Raw genomic sequence first — 18,347 nt, 5'->3', positions numbered from 1 at the left:
ACTGCGTACTACGACTGAGTGACATCAAAATAAATGGATATTAAAGGTGGATTTCGCGAACATGGTATTCTACGCTATGTACGACATCCTTTGTATCTGGGGATGATTCTGGCGCTGTTTGGCGTTCTTGTATATCAACCCACCTGGGCCAACCTTATTTTCCTTTTGGCCGCCAGCCTTTACATACGCATTGGAATTTATTTCGAGGAGCGGAAACTCATCGAGGAATTCGGTGAACTCTACAGGCACTATCGCCGACGAGTTCCCATGCTCGTGCCACACTGGTCAAAAACTGGTTAGAACGTACTTCGTTTGATACGTTGATCGACAGATGATTCAACATGCTTAATTCTAAATACCTGCCAAGGCTATTGACTCAAGTTTTCTGAGTAAGCAACTTGCCGGTTATGTTGACTGTTACACTATCAGCCTATTAATATAAGGACTATTCGATGACATTGACGACCACTTATTTGCAGGAAACGTTTGCTGGTACGTTCGAACTCGCGTTACTGACTGACATGGCGCAGGCAGGACTCTATAAGCGGGTGCCCACGGGTGCTTATTTAATTCGACCCGGCGAATACATTCGGTCCGTACCCATTATTATTCGCGGTTCGGTCAAGATCATGCGACCGGATGAGCTGGGTCGGGAAGCCCTTCTGTATTATCTGGGCGGTTTAGATTCCTGCGCCATGTCGCTTACCGGCTGTCTGGGCCAAAAGAAAAGTGAGATCACGGCCCTGGTCGAAGAAGAAACCGAGCTGATTGCCATCCCCATGGAAAAAGTCGATGAGTGGATGTGCCGCTATTCAACCTGGAAACAGTTTATATTTCATACGTACCAGAAGCGATTTAACGATCTGCTAGGGACAATCGATCAGGTAGCGTTTCATAAACTCGACGAACGGCTACTGGCTTATCTGCGTAAAAAGACCCAAAGCTGCCAGTGTACCGTCATTTCAATCACCCATCAGGAAATCGCCCAGGAACTGGCTACGTCAAGGGAAGTGATTTCCCGCTTGCTGAAACAGCTGGAGAAAGCAGCCCATATAAAATTGATGCGCCATAAAATTGCCATACTCTAGGAGAATTCGGGGTTCCTGTAACATTTGTCACGGAAGCCTAAGAGAAGGCCCGCTACTTTCGTTAAAAAAATAGCGTTTATGACCACTCTGCAAGTCGCTGGTTTCTCTTCATCCATTCTGATTGGTATTAGCCTGGGCTTACTAGGGGGGGGTGGCAGTATACTGACTTTGCCCGTTCTGGTATACCTGCTCCACATTAATCCAATCCTGTCAACGGCCTATTCCCTGTTCATTGTCGGCACTACCTCCCTGGTAGGGTCAATCAATTACATGAAACAGGGGCTAATTAATTACTCGGCGGCTGTTGCCTTTGCACTCCCTTCCCTGGTTACGGTCATCCTGGCCCGTCAGTTTATGCTGCCTTATATTCCCGCTCAACTTCCGCTTTGGGCCGGATTTGTGCTGACGAAACCAGTCGCGCTGATGGTTCTGTTTGCGCTGATTATGCTGGCCGCAGCCTATTCAATGATTCGGGAGAACAAAGCCGTCTCCGTAACTGAGCGGGAGGATAAGGAGACTAATTTTCCCGTCATTGCCCTGGAGGGCGGGCTGGTTGGCCTGGTGACCGGTATCGTTGGGGCGGGTGGGGGATTCCTGATTATCCCGACGCTGGTGCTCTTTGCCCGGTTGCCCATGAAAACAGCCATTGGTAGTTCGCTGCTGATTATAGCCTTCAATTCACTCGTTGGGTTTACCAGCAGTCCAGCCGACCAGGTAATCGATTGGGGATTTCTGAGCGTATTTACCGCACTTTCCGTGGGCGGTATTTTTCTGGGCAGTCAGTTGGCCCGCTATATCGCCGGGCAGCACTTGCGGAAAGCCTTTGGCTGGTTTGTGCTGGGCATGGGTGTATTCATCCTGACAAAAGAGCTGCTTTTTAGATGATTTTGAGGGCTGTGTGACAAGTATCACAGAACCCCGGAGATCCACTTCCTAGTTTTGATTCAATATTTAGTCCGTATGTCAATCCAATCGTTTTATGAAAATTGAGCAGATTTATACCGGTTGCTTATCGCAGGGAACCTACTATATCGAAAGCAACGGGGAAGCCGCTGTCATTGATCCCTTACGGGAAGTGGCTTCGTATATGGAGAAAGCTCGTAGCGATGGGGCGACGATAAAGTATGTATTCGAGACGCACCTGCACGCTGATTTTGTGTCGGGTCATCTTGACTTAGCCCGCCAGGCAGGCGCACCAATCATCTATGGCCCCAACGCACAGACTGGCTTTGAATCGTATAGTGCCCGCGCCGGAGAAGAGTTTCCACTGGGTGCGCTAACGATTCAAGTACTGCATACACCGGGTCATACGATTGAATCGAGCTGTTATCTGCTCCTGGATGCGGCCCGGCTGCCCATCGCGCTTTTTAGTGGCGATACCTTGTTTATTGGCGATGTTGGGCGACCCGACCTGGCACAGGGATCCGCATTGACCACGCCGGATTTAGCGGGTATGCTCTTCGATTCGCTTAGAACCCAGATTATGCTTTTACCGGACAACGTAGTGATTTATCCGGCTCACGGAGCGGGCTCCGCTTGTGGCAAGAGCATGAGTAAAGAAACCAGCGATACGCTGGGCAATCAGAAACGGGTCAATTATGCGCTCCGAGCCGACATGAGCCGGCTGGAATTTATTCAGGAAGTAACCGACGGACTAGCCAAACCGCCCGCTTATTTTCCTGAAAACGTCCGCATGAACCGGGAAGGCTACGAACAGATTGACCGCGTGTTGAAACGGGGAGCGCAGCCACTTAGTCCACAGGCTTTTGAAGCGGCCGCCAACCAGACCGGTGCACTCCTGCTGGATACCCGCGACGCACAGCTCTTCGCTACCGGGTTTGTGCCCAACGCCATTAATATTGGCTTGAATGGGCAGTTTGCTCCCTGGGTGGGCGCACTCATCCCAGACGTGAGGCAGCCAATTTTGCTCATTACAGAAGCGGGCAAAGCGGCTGAATCGCTGGTTCGATTGGCTCGTGTGGGTTACGATCAGGTTATTGGCTACCTGGATGGCGGACTAAACGCCTGGATCAATGCCGGTCTTGAGGTTGACCACATGCCGTCTCTTTCAGCCGATGAAGTGGCCACTCAGTTAGCGCTGGATGAGCTTACCCTCGTGGATGTACGTAAGCCGGGCGAGTTTGCCGCTGAGCACATTGATGGGGCGATTAACCTACCCCTTGATACGTTGAATGACAGGATGGCTGAAATAAAAAAAGAAGGGTCGGTCTATGTGCACTGCGCAGGCGGATACCGCTCCATGATGGCCCTGTCGATTCTGAAGGCCCGTGGCTTCGATAACCTGATCGACATTGCCGGTGGGTTTGCCGCTATGCAGCAAACCGGGCGTTTCAACACGACTAATTTCGTCTGTCCCGCTACCCAGCAGTAATTTATCAAGATCATGACTGAAAATCATCAACACTGGGAAACCGTTTACCGGACCAAACAACCCGATCAGGTAAGCTGGACGCAGGCTATTCCCCAGACATCGCTGGCGTTCATTCGCCGTTGCCAGGTACCCAAAACAGCCCCCATTATCGACATTGGCGGTGGCGATAGTACCCTGGTTGACTTTCTCTTAGCGGATGGTTACGAGCATATTACCGTACTTGACATTTCGGCCCACGCCCTGACCAAAGCGCAGCAACGAATCGGCAAGCAGGCAAACCGGGTCAACTGGATCGTGAGTGATGTGCTGACCTTCCGGCCAACGGCGACCTATACCATTTGGCACGACCGGGCCACGTTTCATTTTCTGACTTCGACGGATCAGATTGCGACCTACCTCCAGACGGCCCGACAGGCCGTTACTGGATTCATGACTATGGGTACCTTTTCGGAGAATGGGCCGGACCGATGCAGTGGACTGGCCGTTAAACAGTACTCTGAACCGGAGCTGGAAGAGCAACTAAAGGCGGGCTTTACGAAGCTTCATTGCGTGACGGAAGATCACCAAACCCCGTTTGGTACCACCCAGAATTTTCTGTTTTGTCACTTTAAACGGAATTTGTCAAATAGCTTATAGCCAATTTAGTACCTTATGGAATTTCTGCATACAATCCGGCAACCCTGGCCCTGGTACGTAGCTGGGCCGCTCATCGGCCTTACCGTTCCCACGCTGCTACTGATCGGCAATAAGTCATTTGGTATCTCGTCGTCGCTTCGACATATCTGCGCGGCCTGCCTGCCGGCTAACATTTCCTTTTTTCACTATGACTGGAAGAAAGAAGCCTGGAATTTATTTTTTGTGGCGGGTGTGCTACTGGGTGGTTTTGTCGCCACCCGCTTTTTGGCCAACCCTGACTCGATCAGTATAGCCCCGCGGACCGTAGTGGCTTTACAGGCTCTGGGGATTCAGGATTTTTCGGGACTGATGCCCGCCGACCTATTCGCCCTGTCGAATCTGTTTACGCTCAAAGGGTTGTTCTTCAGCGTTATTGGCGGGTTGATGGTGGGCTTTGGAACCCGGTGGGCCGGCGGTTGTACATCGGGGCATGCCATCATGGGCCTCTCCAACCTGCAATGGCCATCGTTGGTGGCAACGATTTGTTTTATGGTAGGAGGCTTTGTGATGACGCACCTTTTACTGCCGTTTATTTTCGCCTGGATCAACTAAGCCATCTTTCCCCATGAATCAATCCCTTCCCCTAAAGCCGCGTTCATCGACTGTCCTGGGATCTCTCCACGAAGCGCCCGGGGCAAAAACTAAACCCGAAACGGGGCTTGCCAATCTAAAGTACCTGATTGTCGGTCTGTTGTTTGGCGTTGTCTTCGTCAAAGCTGAAATCATTTCCTGGTTCCGGATTCAGGAAATGTTCCGGCTGGATTCGTTTCACATGTACGGGGTTATCGGCAGTGCCGTTGTGGTAGGGCTCCTATCCGTACAATTCATTAAGCGCTTCGGTATCAAAACGATGACTGGCGAGCCGGTTCATATTGCGCCAAAGAAATTTCACCAAGGCCAGATCTATGGCGGGCTTATTTTTGGCTTGGGCTGGGCTATTACCGGCGCTTGTCCAGGCCCCTTATTCGCTCAGATTGGCAGTGGGTATGGCCTTGTGGCGGTTACACTGCTGAGTGCTATAGGAGGTACGTGGCTGTATGGCTACTTTCGGGAGAAACTGCCGCAGTAATAGGGTCGCTTACGTTTCCACACGGCGGTTTTCACGATTTATAGTATAACGGCCTGTCCTGGTTCGGTCAGGTAATGAAACTGAATGCCTAATTTCTCAACGTAAGGCCCGTATGTTTCATACCGTTGCTGGAGAAAGAACGATTTGGCATACCCATCATGGACGGGCAGGATCTGTTTGGGTTGCATCTGTTTGACAAAATTGGCTACCACAAGCTCGGTCAGAAACGGAGCCATGACGGGCAGTACCAGCAACTCGATCCCCTTATAATTCAGTAGGATAGGAGAGAACGAATCTGCGGGATTGAGCACCTGATTGTCAATGACAAAAGCAAACATCTTAGGTAAGTGATCGTCCAAAACGGGCTCATGAGGAACCGATATCGCTTGTAGGGTAAACGGACCGAGTTGAAGGGTTCCTTCCTCAATAACCCGCACAGGTATTGCCTGCGGGTGGAGTTTATCGGCGACTTCCTGCGTCGAAAATACCTGGGTTCAACTCAAGTTGGAGATTTCAGAGGCATAGAGCAATGGTCCCGCTCCGGCGCCAGACCGGGTCACGCCAGACCGGGTCACGCCAGACCGGGTCACGCCAGACCGGGTCACGCCAGACCGGGTCACGCCAGACCGGGTCACGCCAGACCGGGTCACGCCAGACCGGGTCACGCCAGACCGGGTCACGCTTGACAGCACCACGGTCAGTTTAACGTGAAATAAATAGCCGCCGTGGCGCGGTCCGTCATTTTTGAAATTGGGCGGCCCCGCGGGGTGGTCAGTTTCGCTGAAATCTTCAAGTTGTCAATTAAATGAGCTAAAAAATGCCTTAGAGTTAGTGAGTCTTTATACTGATTACAATCATTGGGTATAGCCGAACAGGTGTGCCGCGGCAGACGGTCGCCACGGCAGACGGTCAGTGTCCAATTAGTTTAAATCCAACCCCTAATTTTTCAATAATAAATAAATTTTTTGAGACGAAACCAGATACCACTGTGGTAAAGCAGCGGGCGACAGCTGCCAACAAAACACTTGTAACCATGTAATCCAGTCCTTAATCCGTATCATCCAGCCAATGTGTTATGGCAAATTTGATGTCGCGCAGACAGACTTGCCGATTAACTTCGCTGCCCGCCGGGTAAGCCGTCGTTCTTTGGTGCCGAATGGATGTAACGCCTGACTGATTGATCGCCTGCTGGACGGGTTTTTCTATCGCCTTCATCAGCAGAAGCAAACTGGCGGGCTGGTAACTACGCAGCCGTTGACTCAGGGAGTCTATCGCTAGGTGACGATCATGCTGCCGTTGGCGTTTACTGGATGTATCGATGGGTTGCCAACTAAGATGATCCAGGTAGCAGCCCAAGGAGGCAAAAAAGTAAAGAAAGGCTTCCGTTGACGCAAAGGGCCCAAACACGTCCTTAAAGGCAGCATAGACAGTTCGGTATAGATTGGTGTTGCCCAAATAAAAATGCTTTTCGGTCGTGCCGGGGGCTTCGGCCACAAACAGAACGTTGATTCGGGCTGGTCTGTAGCGTTGATCGAACCGATTCCGATCAAACTCAGGAGTGGTCATTGTTTAAGTATTTATACTAAAAGGTGAGACGCACGGTTACGGAACTCCCGGCAAAAGATAAGTCGCCAGGCCGTAACGCGTTGATTCGGTTTTTAAAAAAAGACAGTTAACTAGATCGATTGGACAAAAATCGTACGTTGTCAACAACCTTAGGCGCACTGACAACGCACGATTTTTCTCGCTACAATCAAGTAGGATAACCTACCGGGTATGCCACTTAGGCGTCTCAAGCGGGAGTCTACGCCCGTCGAAGGGCGTTTTGATAGGACCGTAATTCTTGACCAGATAATCCAGAATCGGCTTTTCTGTCTCGCCCAGGTCCCAGAGTTTCTGGGTGCGCTGCATCCACCGAATCCGCTCGACCCACTTCTCGCGGTCGAAATGACTTTGCAGAATCAGCTTGCTGCTGTGGCAGACGGTGCATTGGCCTTTCACCAGAATCATGTTCTCGCCCAGGGCTAGCCCCGTTGCTTCATCGACCACCACGCCCTGCGCATTAAGGGCCGTCGCGTCCATCGGGGCCGTTTCGGTGGCTACCACAGCGGCTGCTTTGGCTTTAACGGGCTTTTTTGTCGTCGTGGTTCGGCGGACCGGAGCCGCCGTGTGCGCTTTGGCCGGGGCTTTCTTCGCCGGAACCGGCTGCTGGGCTATCCAGGCACAGAGCAACCACACGCACAGACTGGCCAGTAGCCAGCGGAACTTCGCCGTCCGCCGGGTATTCCCGGTTTCTTTATACATGTCTTTCTGTTTCATAGTATTTTTCCGTTTGTCCCTCTCGTCCTTTCTCCTTTTCTAAACCACCTTCACCGCAATCCGGTGGCAGGCGTTGTTGAGGTAGCCTTCGGGGTTCCACTGCGGCATCACCATCGGCTGCGATACGCCCTTGTCGTCGGTGGCCCGCGCCCACACTTCGTAGTAGCCCTGTATCGGGAAGTTCACCTCGGCGCTCCATTGCTGCCAGGCCAGCCGGTTTTTCGGGGCCTTCAAATCAGCCTTCTGCCAGGTTTCGCCAAAGTCAATCGAGACGTAAAGTTCTTTCACGACACGGTCGCCCGCCCAGGCGTGGCCGCGCAAGGCGAGGGGTTTGCCCATCGGCGTTTCCAGTCCCGTCTGCGGGAAGGTAATTACCGATTTGACGGGCATCGACTCGATAATCTTGAAATCACTATCCGGCGGATCGACACCCGGTACCACCGGATGGATGGGGACGCGGTAGCTTTTGCCCGTCATCTTGGCCCCGTCGTGCACCTTGTTGCGGATGGCAATCGTGTGCAGCCACTTGCCCGACACCGACGCGGGCCAGCCGCCAATTACCAGCCGCAACGGATGCCCGTGGACGAGCGGGATGTCCTGCCCGTTCATGGCCCAGGCTACCAGCGTTTCGTCTTCCAGGGCTTTGGCGATGGGGACGCCCCGCGAGATGACCGGCTGATTGGGGTCGCCACTCAGGTGCAGGTCCTGCCCGTAGTAGCCGATGTAGACCGCCGTGTCGGTGAGGCCCACGTCGGCCAGAATGTCTTTCAGCCGGACACCCGTCCACTCGGCGCAGCTAACGCCCCCTTCGGTCCACTGGTTGCCCGCCGTTTTGGGGAAGTACCCCGCCCGGCCGTTACCCCCGCACTCGACCACCAGTTGGTAGGTGTAGGGCTTGAATTTAGCTTTCAGCTCGGCGAGCGTATAGGTTTTGGGTGCTTTGACCGATTCGCCGTTGATGGTCAGCTTCCAGCCCGCCAGGTCGATGCTAGCCGGAATCTGCCCGTTGTTGCGGATAAACATTTTTTCGGCGGGCGTTACGTCGTCGTCGAGCAGGTAAGCGGGTGTTTCGACGTTCCAGGGTTTGTCGTTGAGCACCACCAGACTCTTGTTTTTGGTGGCCATCGGGTTGGCGGGGTCGTCCAGCCGGAAAACCAGCGGTAGGTAGTGTTTGGGTAGCCGGTCGGCAAAGGCGATGGGTGTACCCAGCAGGCTCGTCAGTGTGGCCAGCGAGGAGGTCTTGAGAAAGCCCCGCCGGTTAAAAAGCGACGCGTCGGATTGATTGGTTTTCATACGAACGAAAGTAGAAGGGTGATGCAATTTACGGGAGAAGATGAACGAGGAAAGACGCAGGAAAAAAGATAATGGCCGGTCGTCAGGTCTTTCTTCTTTCATCTCTCCTCTTGCGTCTCTATACTAAAACGTCAGAATTGCCCAGAGGGACGCGGCCGAGATGAGCACCCAGAGCACCACACCCTGCGCCAGCGGCTGCCAGCCCACCGCCCGGATTACCTTGCCCGACAGCCCCGCTCCGATCAGAAACAGCGTCAGCGTCAGACCAATATGCGCCAGTCTGACCAGCACGTCGGCGACCGGCTGAATGGTGGGTACGTAGGTGTGGACGATCATCGCCAGGATAAACAGGCCGATGAAGTAGGGCATGGTGATGGTGCCCTTGCCGGTCTTGAACAGAGCCGCCGTACCCAGCGCAACGGGGATGATCCACAAGGCTCGCGCCAGCTTGACGGTGGTAGCGACCTGCAAGGCTTCCGGGCCGAATTTGGCTGCTGCGCCCACGACCGAGCTGGTATCGTGAATGGCCAGCGCACACCACAGCCCGAACTGATTCTGGGTCAGGTGCAGCCACTGCCCGATGGCCGGAAAGACCAGCAGAGCCACCGAATTAAGGATGAAAATGGTACCCAGTGCGACGGAGAGCTGCTTTTCTTCAGCCTTCATCACCGGCGACAGGGCCGCAATGGCGCTGCCCCCGCAGATGGCCGTACCGGCGGCAATCAGGTGAGCGGTAATCTTATCGATCTTGAGCCATTTGCCCAGCAGAATCCCGACTGTCAGCGTACCGGCGATGGATGCGACGGTAAACAACACGCCTTCTTTACCCGCCTGCACCGCGCTGTGGACGTTCATGCCGAAGCCCAGCCCCACCACCGATGCCTGCAAGAGCCAGTGGGTTGCTTTATGGTTCAGGTGCAGATATGGATGACCGATGAACTGGGCGATTATCAGCCCCAGCAACAGGGCCAGCGGGGGCGACATGATCGGCGTCAGGCAGAGGATAACGGCCCCGATAAACACCAGTTGGCGGGTAGTAAAGCGGTGGTCGAGCAGGTGTTGCGCCCGTTGTTTCCAGAGGTGCAGTTGGGTAGCGGGGCGTTCGGCGGTTGCGTGGGCAGTGTTCATTACGTGTCCTGATTTGTCTACAACAAAGGTACCGCCCCTATACCACCGGGGCCAATCACGGCTACTGATGCCCAATTACCGGGCGTTATACTGCCGCCGGACAAAGCGCATGAACGTATCGGCCAGCCCTTCACTCATCCCTTGTAACTGGATCGCGTAAAAATCGCGCTCGATCGTCAGATCGGCCACATCGAGTACGCGCAGCGTCCCGCTTTTCAGTTCGTTTGGCACGGCGAAGATTGACACGAAGGCCATGCCCGATGAACTGCTCAGGTACGTTTTGATGCCCTCAGTGCTGCCCAGTTGCATCGCCTGTTGTAGCTCCGCCAGCCGCAGGCCCGCCCCGCGCAGCGCGTGTTCGACCACCTCCCGGGAGCCCGACCCCGGTTCGCGCAGTACCAGCGGCACTGTCTTCAGCTCGTCCAGCGTGATCTCGTCGCGCCCGGCCAGCGGGTGATCCGCGCGACAGACCAACACCAGTTCGTCCTTCACGAAGGGGGTGTAGCGAACGTCGCTGTGATGGGTACGGCCTTCCACCAGTCCCAGGTCAATCTCGTCGTGGAGCAGGGCCTGTTCGATCTGCTCGGTGTTGCCACTCAGCAGCGACAGCGTGACGTCCGGGAACTGCTCGCCGAAGCGGGCCAGCACCGCCGGAATGACGTACTGAGCGATGGTGGAACTGGCCCCCAACCGCAGTCGTCCGCCGGGCTTTCCCTTCAATTCGTTGAGGTCAAACTCGATCTGCCGGTAGACGCCCATGATGGTTTCAGCATGGCGCAGTAGTACGTTGCCCGCCGTCGTCAGGCTGATCTGGTTACCCCGCCGGTCGAATAGGGCCGTGCCTAACTGACTTTCCAGTTCCTGAATGTGCTTGGTGATGGCGGGTTGGGTCACAAATAATTCGGCGGCTGCTTTGGTGAAACTCAGCCGCCGGGCGACGGTATAAAAGACGGTTAGGCGAAAATCGAACATAGCGACAATACGTTAGTTGTTCAGGGGAAAGGTGCGACTGAAGGTCTGGCCCAGAAAAAAGCGCAGTCTGATGATGGCCAGTACCAGCAGAAAGTGGGTCCAGTCAGCGACGACAATCGTACGAATGATACCAGCCCCACTTTTAACCGACAGGGCTGTTACCAAATCAGCCGCCAGCGACCGCTGTATGCCGTTCACCGCTCCGCCGACACCCCTGGCCCTCAAGTAGCGAACAAGTGCGCGGCTGGCCCCTAATCCAATCAGGAGTGTCCCCGTAAAGTCGACAATCGTTGCCAGCAGGCTATACTGAAACAGATTAGTTGGCATGGTTATCAGGAGCAGAGATTATAGGGGTGCTACTGCCCGGCTGTCGTCGTTCCGCATTCCGGAGTTCCCGCTCCAGAAAGAAGTTTAGACCCGTACGAAGCACGGCAATGGCCGCCAGCAACCCGATGTCGTTCCAAGTAGGGGCGACGGCTGTTTTTAGAATATCAGCCCCCAGTTCCAGTTCCAGCGCCAAGGCCAGCGACCGGCCCAGCGACAATCGGATTTCCTCCTTGGGTACGGCCAGACTCCGATCCGTGCCGACCGCGTACAGGTAACTGACCAGCGAGCGGGCCGAGGCTATCGCGATGACCAGCGCAGCGCCCGCTTCTACCCACCGCGCCAGCGCCAGCGTAATCATTTTTATCCATTCTTCCATCACTGCAAGCCCAATGGCGATTGGTCAATAGGCCAAGTTAACTCGTCGTATCTGTCTGTCCGCATGACTGTATTCATGAAGCCGTAGGGCCTGCTGTGCACACCCTTAGACGAACCATGGTACGAAGTTAGTCTTGCCTGCCAACGAATAACCAAGTTACTGCTTCGCGATCAAAAACAGTCCGGCAGCCCCGATGAAATACACGATCAGTACCACCAACGAATCCAGACCCGTGCGGGCAAACTAGCGTTTGGGCCGGAACAGCGCACCGTAGAGGTAAGGAATCGTGACCAGCATACCTAGTCCGGTGAGGTAGATGTCGCTTTTCTGGGCGGTAGGCAGCACGGGTTTACCCGAGATGACTGTTGCCACGACCAGCAGCACAGGCAGAAACGCATTACCGCCGAAAATATCGCTGATCGCCAGCGTATACTCCTTGCTTCTGACGGAGGCCAGACCCGTCGAGACTTCAGGCAGGGAGGTAGCTGCTGCCAGAACTGTTGCCCCGAAGATAACCCCGTCCATACCCAGCTTCTTTGACATTGCGTCACCACTTTCTTCCAGGGCTACCCCGCCCGCCAGTATCGCCAGAGCTGCCAGGCCGAATATGAGCAGGGTTTTATCGGTGCTACGTTTATCGGACTGAGCGTCTTTTTTGGAAACGTTCCTGGCTGTATCTGTCTGCCAGGAAAGCCCCTTGTGGGCTTTGCCCGTTAGCCAGACGCCCACTATCCATGTACCGACGAGCAACAGACTATCGGGTGTGAGCCGGGCAAAAACAAGGTCTTTCGGGAGCTGATGGCCCATGACAACCAGTGTCAGCATAGCAATGACCAGTGCTCCTTCCAGCACCGGCGTCAGCGACGATTGCTTCGCGGTAAATGTGTCCTGTTTACCCACGCCCACCGCATCGAGCAGTACCAGTCGCATCGAGCAGTACCAGTACGAGGGTTTGCAGGGCAATACCGCCCAGAATGTTGCCCACTGCCAACTCGATTTTGTTGTTGATAGCCGTACTGACGGTGATAGCGATTTCAGGCAGGTTGGTGACGATGGCCAAAATAAGGATACCACCCAATGCTTCGCCTAATTTAAAGCGTTTGTCGAGCGAATCGGTGGTAGTAGACAGGGCGATACCAGCCCGCCAGACGAGGGCAGCGGCTCCGACAAAAACCAGGAGCAGTACGGGTAGTGATAGTGAGTTGACCATACTCAGGCCGGGGGCATGAAGCCGTATTTTTTGTAGATCGCCTGCCCCGTTGGGCTCATCAGGAAGTTTATGAAGTCGGTGCCAGCCCGGGCGTGCGGGGCCGTTTTGACGACCCCACCCATGTATTCAGCCACCACGTTCTGGTTGTCAGGAATCGGTACGAGGTCAACGGGGTTGTTGAGCATCTGCTGGTAAAAGGCTTCGGTGTACCAGACCGGCCCGGCATCCGACTGATCGTACAGCACCCGCATGGGCGTTTGCCGGTGGTGAATCTGGGTCAGGAAGGTGGTTTTGTCGCTTACTTTCTGCTGCATAATGGCCGACTTCAGCGCGTCGCCCCCGGCCTTGACGTAGGCTTCCTCAATGCGACCGCCAATGCCCTCCCAGGCGGGGTTGGGCATACTCACCCGCAGGTCGGCCCGGCCCAGGTCGTTCAACGTTTTCACCTGCTTCGGATTCCCTTTTCGCACCATGATCGCCAGTTTGTTTCGGGCGTAAGTAACGATACCGTTGAGTTTGTCGCGGTTTTCTTCGACGCGTTTTTTGCCGCCCAGGTACACGTCGGGCTGGTGGTCGATCCGTAGGTTGCCAATGACGATGGAGCCGCTGTTCATCTGTTTGGCCAGAATACCCGGCGGCAGCGTTTCCACGAAAATGCGGGTGTAGGCCGGGTACTGCTTTCTGAAAGCCGTCAGCAGTTCATCGAGCACCATAAACTGGTTACCGCCCATAAACACGATGAGTTGCGGGTTGACGATGTCGCCGTAGAGGTCGGGTACGTTGTCGACGCCGGGCACAGTAAACGACACCCCACCTTTGGGCGGCTGGTTCCAGGGCGGGTCGTAGCGGTAGGATTTGTCGGCCATTGGCTGGGCCTGGGTTGTCAATGCGCTCATCAGCAGGGCGATTATAAAAAAGTGGTTACGTTGCATAGAGTTTGTTGTTTACTGGTCAAAACAGTTTGTTGATCACAGGGCGGCTGTCTCCCATTAGCTGTTACGGGTGTATAATCGTCCAGCCGTCCTGCCCCCGGATAATCAGCTCGCCGTTGCCGCTGGGTACGTAGGAGAGGAACGGAAACAGTTCGTCTTTGGTGATCTTGCGTTCGCGCATGGTGTTTTCGCACATCGCCAGAATCACGCCCTGATCCTGGAGTTTCTTCAGAATTTCTTCGTAGCCACTCTCTTTTTTGAAAGCCGCTACCCCCGCCCCGTGTACGACCAGTTCGAGCTGTAATTTGCCTTTCAGGCGCGGATCGCTGATGGCGTTCTGGATGTTGCGGAGCGTGCCTTTGATCTTCTCCGGCTCTTCATTGTCGAGCTGGTAGACGGCCCGGTAAGTCGATTTGGTAGCGTCGGCACCGTGGAAGCCGGCGGGGTTGGTAGTCTGGGCCATCGTGGGTAGCGTTGTGCCCATGCAGGCGGTGAGGAGCACAATTTTCAGGGTCTTCATACTAGATTTAGTTGTTTAAAAGTTAAGCGTCAACGCTGGGTTGCCCGCTGGAAACGGGATGACTTTATGCCTTTGGTGCTTTCTTTTTCGCGTCGGCAATGGGCGGGTAGGGGCCGTATTTGTGCTGCTTTTCGCTGAAGGAATCGGCGTAGGGCGCGAAGGGGAAATCGACGGGCTTGGCGGCTGGTTTGGGCCAGTCGTGACGCTGGTCCCGGTGGGGCCGGGGCATCGAGTTGATGAACGCGGCCACGTCCCAGGCTTCCGCGTCGGTCAGCATCGGACTTTCGTAGCTGGCTCCAAACGGCATATTGTTCTTGACGTAGCCCGCAAAGTTCGACAGCCGGAACAGGCCAGCGCCGTCGTTGTAGCTGTGCGGCCCCCACAGGGGTGGGTAGGTATACTGGGCGTCGCCTGCGATCTTAATACCTTCCCCATTGGCACCGTGGCAGCTCTGGCATTTGGTGGTGTACACCAACTTACCGTTGTCGGGGCTGGCGGCCCGGTCGAGGTAAGCCAGCTTTTCCAGTCCGGCCCCGCTGGGTTTATCGCCTTTGGGTACGCCGGTGCCCAGCCATTTCATGTAGGCCACCATCGCCCGCATTTCGCTACTGCTGCTGTCGGGCGAGCGTCCGTTGAGGCTGCGCTCGAAACAGTCACTGATGCGCTTGACGATGGTTTCGTTGGTGCCTGACCGTTCGCGGTATTTGGGGTAAGTCGAGAAAACGGCCGAATAGTTGTTGCCCAGCACCTTCGTACCGGCGTCGAGGTGGCATTTCTGGCAGTTCATGCCGTTGGACAGGTGCCTCACCGACCCCGCCGGACCGAGGTATTTCGCCGTGTGCGCCACTAGTTCGCGACCGTAGCTGACTCGCCTGCCTGCTTCACCCGCGGGTAACTGGCTGTCGCCGGGCGGGTGCCAGTAGGCGGGTTTAGGCTGCGCGGCCGGGGCAGTCGACGCGGCCGTGCTCACCGGCGTGCTGGTGGCCCTCGCCAGCGCCACCGGCTGAGTGGCCGAGCCGTTCAGCCACAGCATCAGCGTCAGCAGTAGGCCCACGACTAATAGGGCTGTTAGCCCACCCAGGGCCATGAGCAACCGGACGAGCCGACGAAAGGGGTTGGGGGGTGTTGGATCAGTATTCATCAAAAGAAATTAGTTAGTGAGCACCACCGAACCACAGTTTCACGGCGATAAAGACGAGCAGCAGAGCGAAGCCTTTGGTCAGCAGGTTGACCGGGATGGCCGTCGCGATTTTGGCCCCGAAGAAGCCGCCGATCAGAAAGCCAGCCGCAATCCAGATGGCCGCGTGCAGATCGATGGCTCCCTCGCGGTAGTACGCGTAAGCGGCTAAAAGGCCAACGGGCGGAATTAGCGTGGCCAGGGCCGTTCCCTGCGCGGTGATCTGTGAGAAGCCGAACAGCAGTACCAGGGCCGGTACGATGATGATGCCGCCCCCGATGCCGATCAGGCCACTCAGCGCACCGGCCACCAGGCCTAGCAGTAGCAGCAATAGGATATGTGTCATGGTGCGGCTTAGTTAGCGTAGCGGGTGGCGTCGCGCTGAAGCATCCGGGTGAGGAACTCCTGCACCAGCCCCAGCCCCACCAGAAACAGCCCTACGTAGCCCAGGCTGGCCGTCAGCCCGTCGGGGCGCATGATGAGCAGGAAGGCGAAGCCCCCGGCGATGAAGACGCAAGCAAAGTGGATGACTTCGACCCAGTAGTCTTTGTCTTCGTTGGCGCGGGTACCCAGGAAGTAAAAGTTGGCTTCGATGGCCTGCAAAAAGGCGTAGATGATGGCCCACAGCCCGATAGTGTTGATCATAGCGCCCATCGGCTGATTCATCACCGCCAGCAGCCAGACGCCGAAAATAATGTCGCGGCCACTGGAGAGAATGAACCACAGGTTATCGGTGTCACCCCGCTGCCGACGGCGCATTCCCAGCGTCAGCGTGCAGATGCCTGCCAGCAGCAATAGGCCACCTAGCAGCCCGGTCCGCAGGGGTGAGGTTTCCGTCGGGTGAATGAGCAGGGTGACGCCCATCAGCGCGTAACAAACGTTGTGCAGGTGCATGAGCCACCAGGGCTGACTTGGGTGATGTAGGGTTTTCATGGTCATAAGGGCAGGTGCCCCGGTTGATAGAAACAAAGGTCATGGTTTAGAGCTAACCCGGCCAATCACAAATGGTTATGCCCGATTCTGAACTAAGCTCAGTTCACGCTCCGCCGACACCAGCGCCTGCTCATGGGGCAGGTTGGATTCGGGCGTCAGCGCATAGGGTACCGTCTGCGGAATAAAATCGTCGGGCGCCCCGGGTTTGCTATAGTCGTAGGGCCAGCGGTACACCAGCGGCAGCTCGCCCGGCCAGTTGCCGTGGGGCGGCACGATGAGCGTCGTCCATTCGAGCGTATTCGAGTGCCAGGGGTTTTGCGGGGCGCGCTTTACCCGGAACATACTCCAGGAAAAGTTGACCAGAAAAATGAACTGCGCGCCGAAGGTGACGAAAGCTGCCAGGCTGATAAAGGCGTTCATGTCGGCGAAGGCGTGGGTAAAATCGTAGCTGGTGAAGGCGTAATACCGACGCGGAAAGCCCGCAATGCCCAGGTAATGCATGGGAAAAAAGACCAGGTATACTCCCACAAATGTCAGCCAGAAATGCACGTAGCCCCATTTGGCACTCATCATCCGGCCAAACATCTTGGGATACCAATGATAAATACCCGCCATCGTGCCGAAAAACGAAGCCGACCCCATAATCAGGTGGAAGTGGGCGACCACGAAATAGGTGTCGTGCAACTGAATGTCGAGCACTGAATTGCCCAGCACGATGCCCGTTACGCCCCCGGTGAATAGAAACGATATCAGCCCAATAGCGAATAGCATGGCGGGGGTAAAGCGAATGTTGCCCCGCCACAGGGTGGTGATGTAGTTAAAGCCTTTTACCACTGAGGGCACGGCAATCACCAGCGTCAGAAACATGAAGATCGACCCCAGAAACGGATTCATGCCCGACACGAACATATGATGCGCCCAAACCACGAACGACAGAAAAACAATGGCTCCCATCGAAAGAATCATAGCCCGGTAGCCGAAAATGGGTTTTCGGGCGTTGGTAGCGATGACTTCGGAGGCAATCCCCAGGGCGGGTAGAAAGATGATGTAGACTTCGGGGTGTCCCAGAAACCAGAACAGATGTTGGTAGAGAATGGGTGAGCCACCCGTTTCGGGCAGCGCCTGCCCGCCCACGTATATCTCGCTGAGAAAGAAACTAGTGCCCATCGAGTTGTCGAAAAATAGCAGCAGAAATGCCGACAGCAGCACAGGAAAGGCCATCGTAGCGATGATGGCGGTGAACAGAAACGCCCAGACCGTCAGCGGCAGGCGGCTCATTGACATCCCCCGCGTACGGTAGTTGATCACCGTGGCGATGTAGTTGATGCCCCCAAGCAGCGTGGAGACGACGAAGAAGGCGAAGGCCAGCAGGTAGAGCACCATACCCAGCCCCGACCCACCCGATGCCTGAGGTAGCGCGCTCAAGGGTGGGTAAACCGTCCAGCCCCCTTCGGGTGGCCCCGTTTCGACTAAAAACACGGAAAACATAACCGCGCTGGCCGCAAAGAAAAACCAGTAGGAAAGCCTATTGATGAAACCGGACGCCATATCCCGGGCACCAATCTGAAGTGGAATGAGCAGGTTGCTGAACGTGCCGCTCAGCCCCGCCGTCAGCACGAAAAACATCATAATAGCCCCGTGCATCGACACCAGCCCCAGGTAGCCGTCGGGGGTGAGCTGCCCTGACTCGGACGTGTAGCGGCCCAGCAGCGCGTGCAGAATGGGCAGGTGCAGACTGGGGAAGCCCAGTTGAAGCCGGATAAGCATGGATGCTCCCCCGCCAATCACGGCCCAGGCCATGCCCGTCAGTAGAAACTGTTTGGCAATCGTCTTGTGGTCGGTGCTGAAGACGTAGCGGGTCCAGCAGGAGGTCGGTTCGTGGCCGGTCGCCGTCGGCGCGGTCACGGGAAGTTGATCCGTTGTCATGAGGGAAATT

24 protein-coding genes are annotated in these 18,347 nt (G+C 55.6%); 8 read left to right on the top strand and 16 right to left on the bottom strand.

Annotated features, from left to right (window positions below; all coding sequences use genetic code 11):
* Window positions 1-33: 33 nt before the first annotated feature.
* The 7 genes from NT073_RS05675 to NT073_RS05645 all read left to right on the top strand — a co-directional run bounded on the left by NT073_RS05675 (window position 34) and on the right by NT073_RS05645 (window position 5,224).
* Entirely contained in the window at window positions 34-300 is a 267-nt protein-coding gene (locus NT073_RS05675; protein WP_106139129.1) for an isoprenylcysteine carboxylmethyltransferase family protein, read from the top strand.
* 152 nt (window positions 301-452) lie between these two features.
* Window positions 453-1,088 (top strand): Crp/Fnr family transcriptional regulator, encoded by a 636-nt coding sequence (locus tag NT073_RS05670; protein ID WP_012931354.1) that lies wholly within the window; start codon window positions 453-455, stop codon window positions 1,086-1,088.
* A 78-nt stretch (window positions 1,089-1,166) separates the two neighbouring features.
* Entirely contained in the window at window positions 1,167-1,973 is an 807-nt protein-coding gene (locus NT073_RS05665) for a sulfite exporter TauE/SafE family protein (RefSeq protein WP_297370063.1), read from the top strand.
* A gap of 94 nt (window positions 1,974-2,067) precedes the next feature.
* Window positions 2,068-3,480 (top strand): MBL fold metallo-hydrolase, encoded by a 1,413-nt coding sequence (locus tag NT073_RS05660; protein ID WP_297370060.1) that lies wholly within the window; start codon window positions 2,068-2,070, stop codon window positions 3,478-3,480.
* A 12-nt stretch (window positions 3,481-3,492) separates the two neighbouring features.
* Complete coding sequence (locus NT073_RS05655) at window positions 3,493-4,116, top strand: class I SAM-dependent methyltransferase (RefSeq protein ID WP_297370056.1); 624 nt, start codon at window positions 3,493-3,495, stop codon at window positions 4,114-4,116.
* A gap of 15 nt (window positions 4,117-4,131) precedes the next feature.
* Window positions 4,132-4,707: a YeeE/YedE thiosulfate transporter family protein gene (locus tag NT073_RS05650; protein WP_297370053.1), complete on the top strand. Its 576-nt coding sequence runs from the start codon at window positions 4,132-4,134 to the stop codon at window positions 4,705-4,707.
* Window positions 4,708-4,720: 13 nt separating this feature from the next.
* On the top strand, window positions 4,721-5,224 hold the full coding sequence (locus NT073_RS05645; RefSeq protein ID WP_297370050.1) for a DUF6691 family protein: 504 nt from the start codon (window positions 4,721-4,723) through the stop codon (window positions 5,222-5,224).
* Between the two features lie 38 nt (window positions 5,225-5,262).
* Here the strand turns inward: NT073_RS05645 and NT073_RS05640 are convergent, their stop codons facing one another.
* Window positions 5,263-5,562, bottom strand: a complete 300-nt coding sequence (locus NT073_RS05640; protein ID WP_106139124.1) for a hypothetical protein — start codon at window positions 5,560-5,562, stop codon at window positions 5,263-5,265.
* 69 nt (window positions 5,563-5,631) lie between these two features.
* Between NT073_RS05640 and NT073_RS05635 the strand changes: the two genes are divergently transcribed.
* Complete coding sequence (locus NT073_RS05635; protein ID WP_297370043.1) at window positions 5,632-5,910, top strand: hypothetical protein; 279 nt, start codon at window positions 5,632-5,634, stop codon at window positions 5,908-5,910.
* Between the two features lie 361 nt (window positions 5,911-6,271).
* Here NT073_RS05635 and NT073_RS05630 read toward each other — a convergent pair whose 3' ends face one another.
* The 15 genes from NT073_RS05630 to NT073_RS05560 form a co-directional block, all read right to left on the bottom strand.
* Window positions 6,272-6,790 carry a hypothetical protein gene (locus tag NT073_RS05630; protein ID WP_012931361.1) on the bottom strand — a complete coding sequence of 173 codons (519 nt, stop codon included), beginning with the start codon at window positions 6,788-6,790 and terminating at the stop codon, window positions 6,272-6,274.
* A 201-nt stretch (window positions 6,791-6,991) separates the two neighbouring features.
* Complete coding sequence (locus NT073_RS05625) at window positions 6,992-7,543, bottom strand: hypothetical protein (protein WP_012931362.1); 552 nt, start codon at window positions 7,541-7,543, stop codon at window positions 6,992-6,994.
* A gap of 39 nt (window positions 7,544-7,582) precedes the next feature.
* Window positions 7,583-8,836, bottom strand: coding sequence for a sulfite oxidase (locus NT073_RS05620; protein WP_297370038.1), 1,254 nt, complete (start codon window positions 8,834-8,836; stop codon window positions 7,583-7,585).
* A 123-nt stretch (window positions 8,837-8,959) separates the two neighbouring features.
* Window positions 8,960-9,964, bottom strand: a complete 1,005-nt coding sequence (locus NT073_RS05615) for a putative sulfate exporter family transporter (RefSeq protein ID WP_297370035.1) — start codon at window positions 9,962-9,964, stop codon at window positions 8,960-8,962.
* 75 nt (window positions 9,965-10,039) lie between these two features.
* Window positions 10,040-10,936 (bottom strand): LysR family transcriptional regulator, encoded by an 897-nt coding sequence (locus NT073_RS05610; protein WP_012931365.1) that lies wholly within the window; start codon window positions 10,934-10,936, stop codon window positions 10,040-10,042.
* Between the two features lie 12 nt (window positions 10,937-10,948).
* Window positions 10,949-11,263: a DUF1622 domain-containing protein gene (locus tag NT073_RS05605; RefSeq protein WP_297370031.1), complete on the bottom strand. Its 315-nt coding sequence runs from the start codon at window positions 11,261-11,263 to the stop codon at window positions 10,949-10,951.
* Complete coding sequence (locus NT073_RS05600) at window positions 11,253-11,639, bottom strand: DUF1622 domain-containing protein (protein ID WP_012931367.1); 387 nt, start codon at window positions 11,637-11,639, stop codon at window positions 11,253-11,255. The genes NT073_RS05605 and NT073_RS05600 overlap by 11 nt, the downstream gene beginning before the upstream one ends.
* 243 nt (window positions 11,640-11,882) lie before the next feature.
* Window positions 11,883-12,569, bottom strand: coding sequence for a sodium:calcium antiporter (locus NT073_RS05595; RefSeq protein ID WP_297370027.1), 687 nt, complete (start codon window positions 12,567-12,569; stop codon window positions 11,883-11,885).
* Window positions 12,532-12,849, bottom strand: a complete 318-nt coding sequence (locus NT073_RS05590; protein WP_297370024.1) for a hypothetical protein — start codon at window positions 12,847-12,849, stop codon at window positions 12,532-12,534. The genes NT073_RS05595 and NT073_RS05590 overlap by 38 nt, the downstream gene beginning before the upstream one ends.
* Before the next feature lie 2 nt (window positions 12,850-12,851).
* Entirely contained in the window at window positions 12,852-13,781 is a 930-nt protein-coding gene (locus NT073_RS05585) for a substrate-binding domain-containing protein (RefSeq protein WP_297370021.1), read from the bottom strand.
* A 64-nt stretch (window positions 13,782-13,845) separates the two neighbouring features.
* Entirely contained in the window at window positions 13,846-14,301 is a 456-nt protein-coding gene (locus NT073_RS05580) for a DsrE family protein (RefSeq protein ID WP_297370017.1), read from the bottom strand.
* 64 nt (window positions 14,302-14,365) lie between these two features.
* Window positions 14,366-15,442 (bottom strand): c-type cytochrome, encoded by a 1,077-nt coding sequence (locus NT073_RS05575; protein ID WP_297370013.1) that lies wholly within the window; start codon window positions 15,440-15,442, stop codon window positions 14,366-14,368.
* A 13-nt stretch (window positions 15,443-15,455) separates the two neighbouring features.
* Complete coding sequence (locus NT073_RS05570; RefSeq protein WP_297370011.1) at window positions 15,456-15,824, bottom strand: sulfite exporter TauE/SafE family protein; 369 nt, start codon at window positions 15,822-15,824, stop codon at window positions 15,456-15,458.
* 8 nt (window positions 15,825-15,832) lie between these two features.
* The gene (locus NT073_RS05565; protein ID WP_297370008.1) at window positions 15,833-16,411 is read right to left on the bottom strand and encodes a DUF308 domain-containing protein; all 579 of its coding nucleotides are present in this window, start codon (window positions 16,409-16,411) and stop codon (window positions 15,833-15,835) included.
* Between the two features lie 75 nt (window positions 16,412-16,486).
* The gene (locus NT073_RS05560; RefSeq protein ID WP_297370005.1) at window positions 16,487-18,337 is read right to left on the bottom strand and encodes a cbb3-type cytochrome c oxidase subunit I; all 1,851 of its coding nucleotides are present in this window, start codon (window positions 18,335-18,337) and stop codon (window positions 16,487-16,489) included.
* Window positions 18,338-18,347 lie beyond the last annotated feature (10 nt).

This window comes from Spirosoma sp., from assembly GCF_026391055.1.
GTDB lineage: Bacteria > Bacteroidota > Bacteroidia > Cytophagales > Spirosomataceae > Spirosoma.
The sequence above is the reverse complement of the archived record's forward strand: the minus strand, read 5'-3'. Positions and strand labels throughout refer to the sequence as shown.

What these genes read in the sequence shown, in the direction of transcription:
- NT073_RS05665 (WP_297370063.1), top strand. Translation starts at nt 1,167, where the DNA reads ATGACCACTCTGCAAGTCGCTGGTTTCTCTTCATCCATTCTGATTGGT.
- NT073_RS05580 (WP_297370017.1), bottom strand. Translation starts at nt 14,301, where the DNA reads ATGAAGACCCTGAAAATTGTGCTCCTCACCGCCTGCATGGGCACAACG.
- NT073_RS05565 (WP_297370008.1), bottom strand. Translation starts at nt 16,411, where the DNA reads ATGAAAACCCTACATCACCCAAGTCAGCCCTGGTGGCTCATGCACCTG.
- NT073_RS05675 (WP_106139129.1), top strand. Translation starts at nt 34, where the DNA reads ATGGATATTAAAGGTGGATTTCGCGAACATGGTATTCTACGCTATGTA.
- NT073_RS05575 (WP_297370013.1), bottom strand. Translation starts at nt 15,442, where the DNA reads ATGAATACTGATCCAACACCCCCCAACCCCTTTCGTCGGCTCGTCCGG.
- NT073_RS05650 (WP_297370053.1), top strand. Translation starts at nt 4,132, where the DNA reads ATGGAATTTCTGCATACAATCCGGCAACCCTGGCCCTGGTACGTAGCT.
- NT073_RS05620 (WP_297370038.1), bottom strand. Translation starts at nt 8,836, where the DNA reads ATGAAAACCAATCAATCCGACGCGTCGCTTTTTAACCGGCGGGGCTTT.
- NT073_RS05585 (WP_297370021.1), bottom strand. Translation starts at nt 13,781, where the DNA reads ATGCAACGTAACCACTTTTTTATAATCGCCCTGCTGATGAGCGCATTG.
- NT073_RS05605 (WP_297370031.1), bottom strand. Translation starts at nt 11,263, where the DNA reads ATGCCAACTAATCTGTTTCAGTATAGCCTGCTGGCAACGATTGTCGAC.
- NT073_RS05640 (WP_106139124.1), bottom strand. Translation starts at nt 5,562, where the DNA reads ATGTTTGCTTTTGTCATTGACAATCAGGTGCTCAATCCCGCAGATTCG.
- NT073_RS05600 (WP_012931367.1), bottom strand. Translation starts at nt 11,639, where the DNA reads ATGGAAGAATGGATAAAAATGATTACGCTGGCGCTGGCGCGGTGGGTA.
- NT073_RS05670 (WP_012931354.1), top strand. Translation starts at nt 453, where the DNA reads ATGACATTGACGACCACTTATTTGCAGGAAACGTTTGCTGGTACGTTC.
- NT073_RS05645 (WP_297370050.1), top strand. Translation starts at nt 4,721, where the DNA reads ATGAATCAATCCCTTCCCCTAAAGCCGCGTTCATCGACTGTCCTGGGA.
- NT073_RS05615 (WP_297370035.1), bottom strand. Translation starts at nt 9,964, where the DNA reads ATGAACACTGCCCACGCAACCGCCGAACGCCCCGCTACCCAACTGCAC.
- NT073_RS05590 (WP_297370024.1), bottom strand. Translation starts at nt 12,849, where the DNA reads ATGGTCAACTCACTATCACTACCCGTACTGCTCCTGGTTTTTGTCGGA.
- NT073_RS05625 (WP_012931362.1), bottom strand. Translation starts at nt 7,543, where the DNA reads ATGAAACAGAAAGACATGTATAAAGAAACCGGGAATACCCGGCGGACG.
- NT073_RS05660 (WP_297370060.1), top strand. Translation starts at nt 2,068, where the DNA reads ATGAAAATTGAGCAGATTTATACCGGTTGCTTATCGCAGGGAACCTAC.
- NT073_RS05560 (WP_297370005.1), bottom strand. Translation starts at nt 18,337, where the DNA reads ATGACAACGGATCAACTTCCCGTGACCGCGCCGACGGCGACCGGCCAC.
- NT073_RS05610 (WP_012931365.1), bottom strand. Translation starts at nt 10,936, where the DNA reads ATGTTCGATTTTCGCCTAACCGTCTTTTATACCGTCGCCCGGCGGCTG.
- NT073_RS05595 (WP_297370027.1), bottom strand. Translation starts at nt 12,569, where the DNA reads ATGCGACTGGTACTGCTCGATGCGGTGGGCGTGGGTAAACAGGACACA.
- NT073_RS05655 (WP_297370056.1), top strand. Translation starts at nt 3,493, where the DNA reads ATGACTGAAAATCATCAACACTGGGAAACCGTTTACCGGACCAAACAA.
- NT073_RS05630 (WP_012931361.1), bottom strand. Translation starts at nt 6,790, where the DNA reads ATGACCACTCCTGAGTTTGATCGGAATCGGTTCGATCAACGCTACAGA.
- NT073_RS05570 (WP_297370011.1), bottom strand. Translation starts at nt 15,824, where the DNA reads ATGACACATATCCTATTGCTGCTACTGCTAGGCCTGGTGGCCGGTGCG.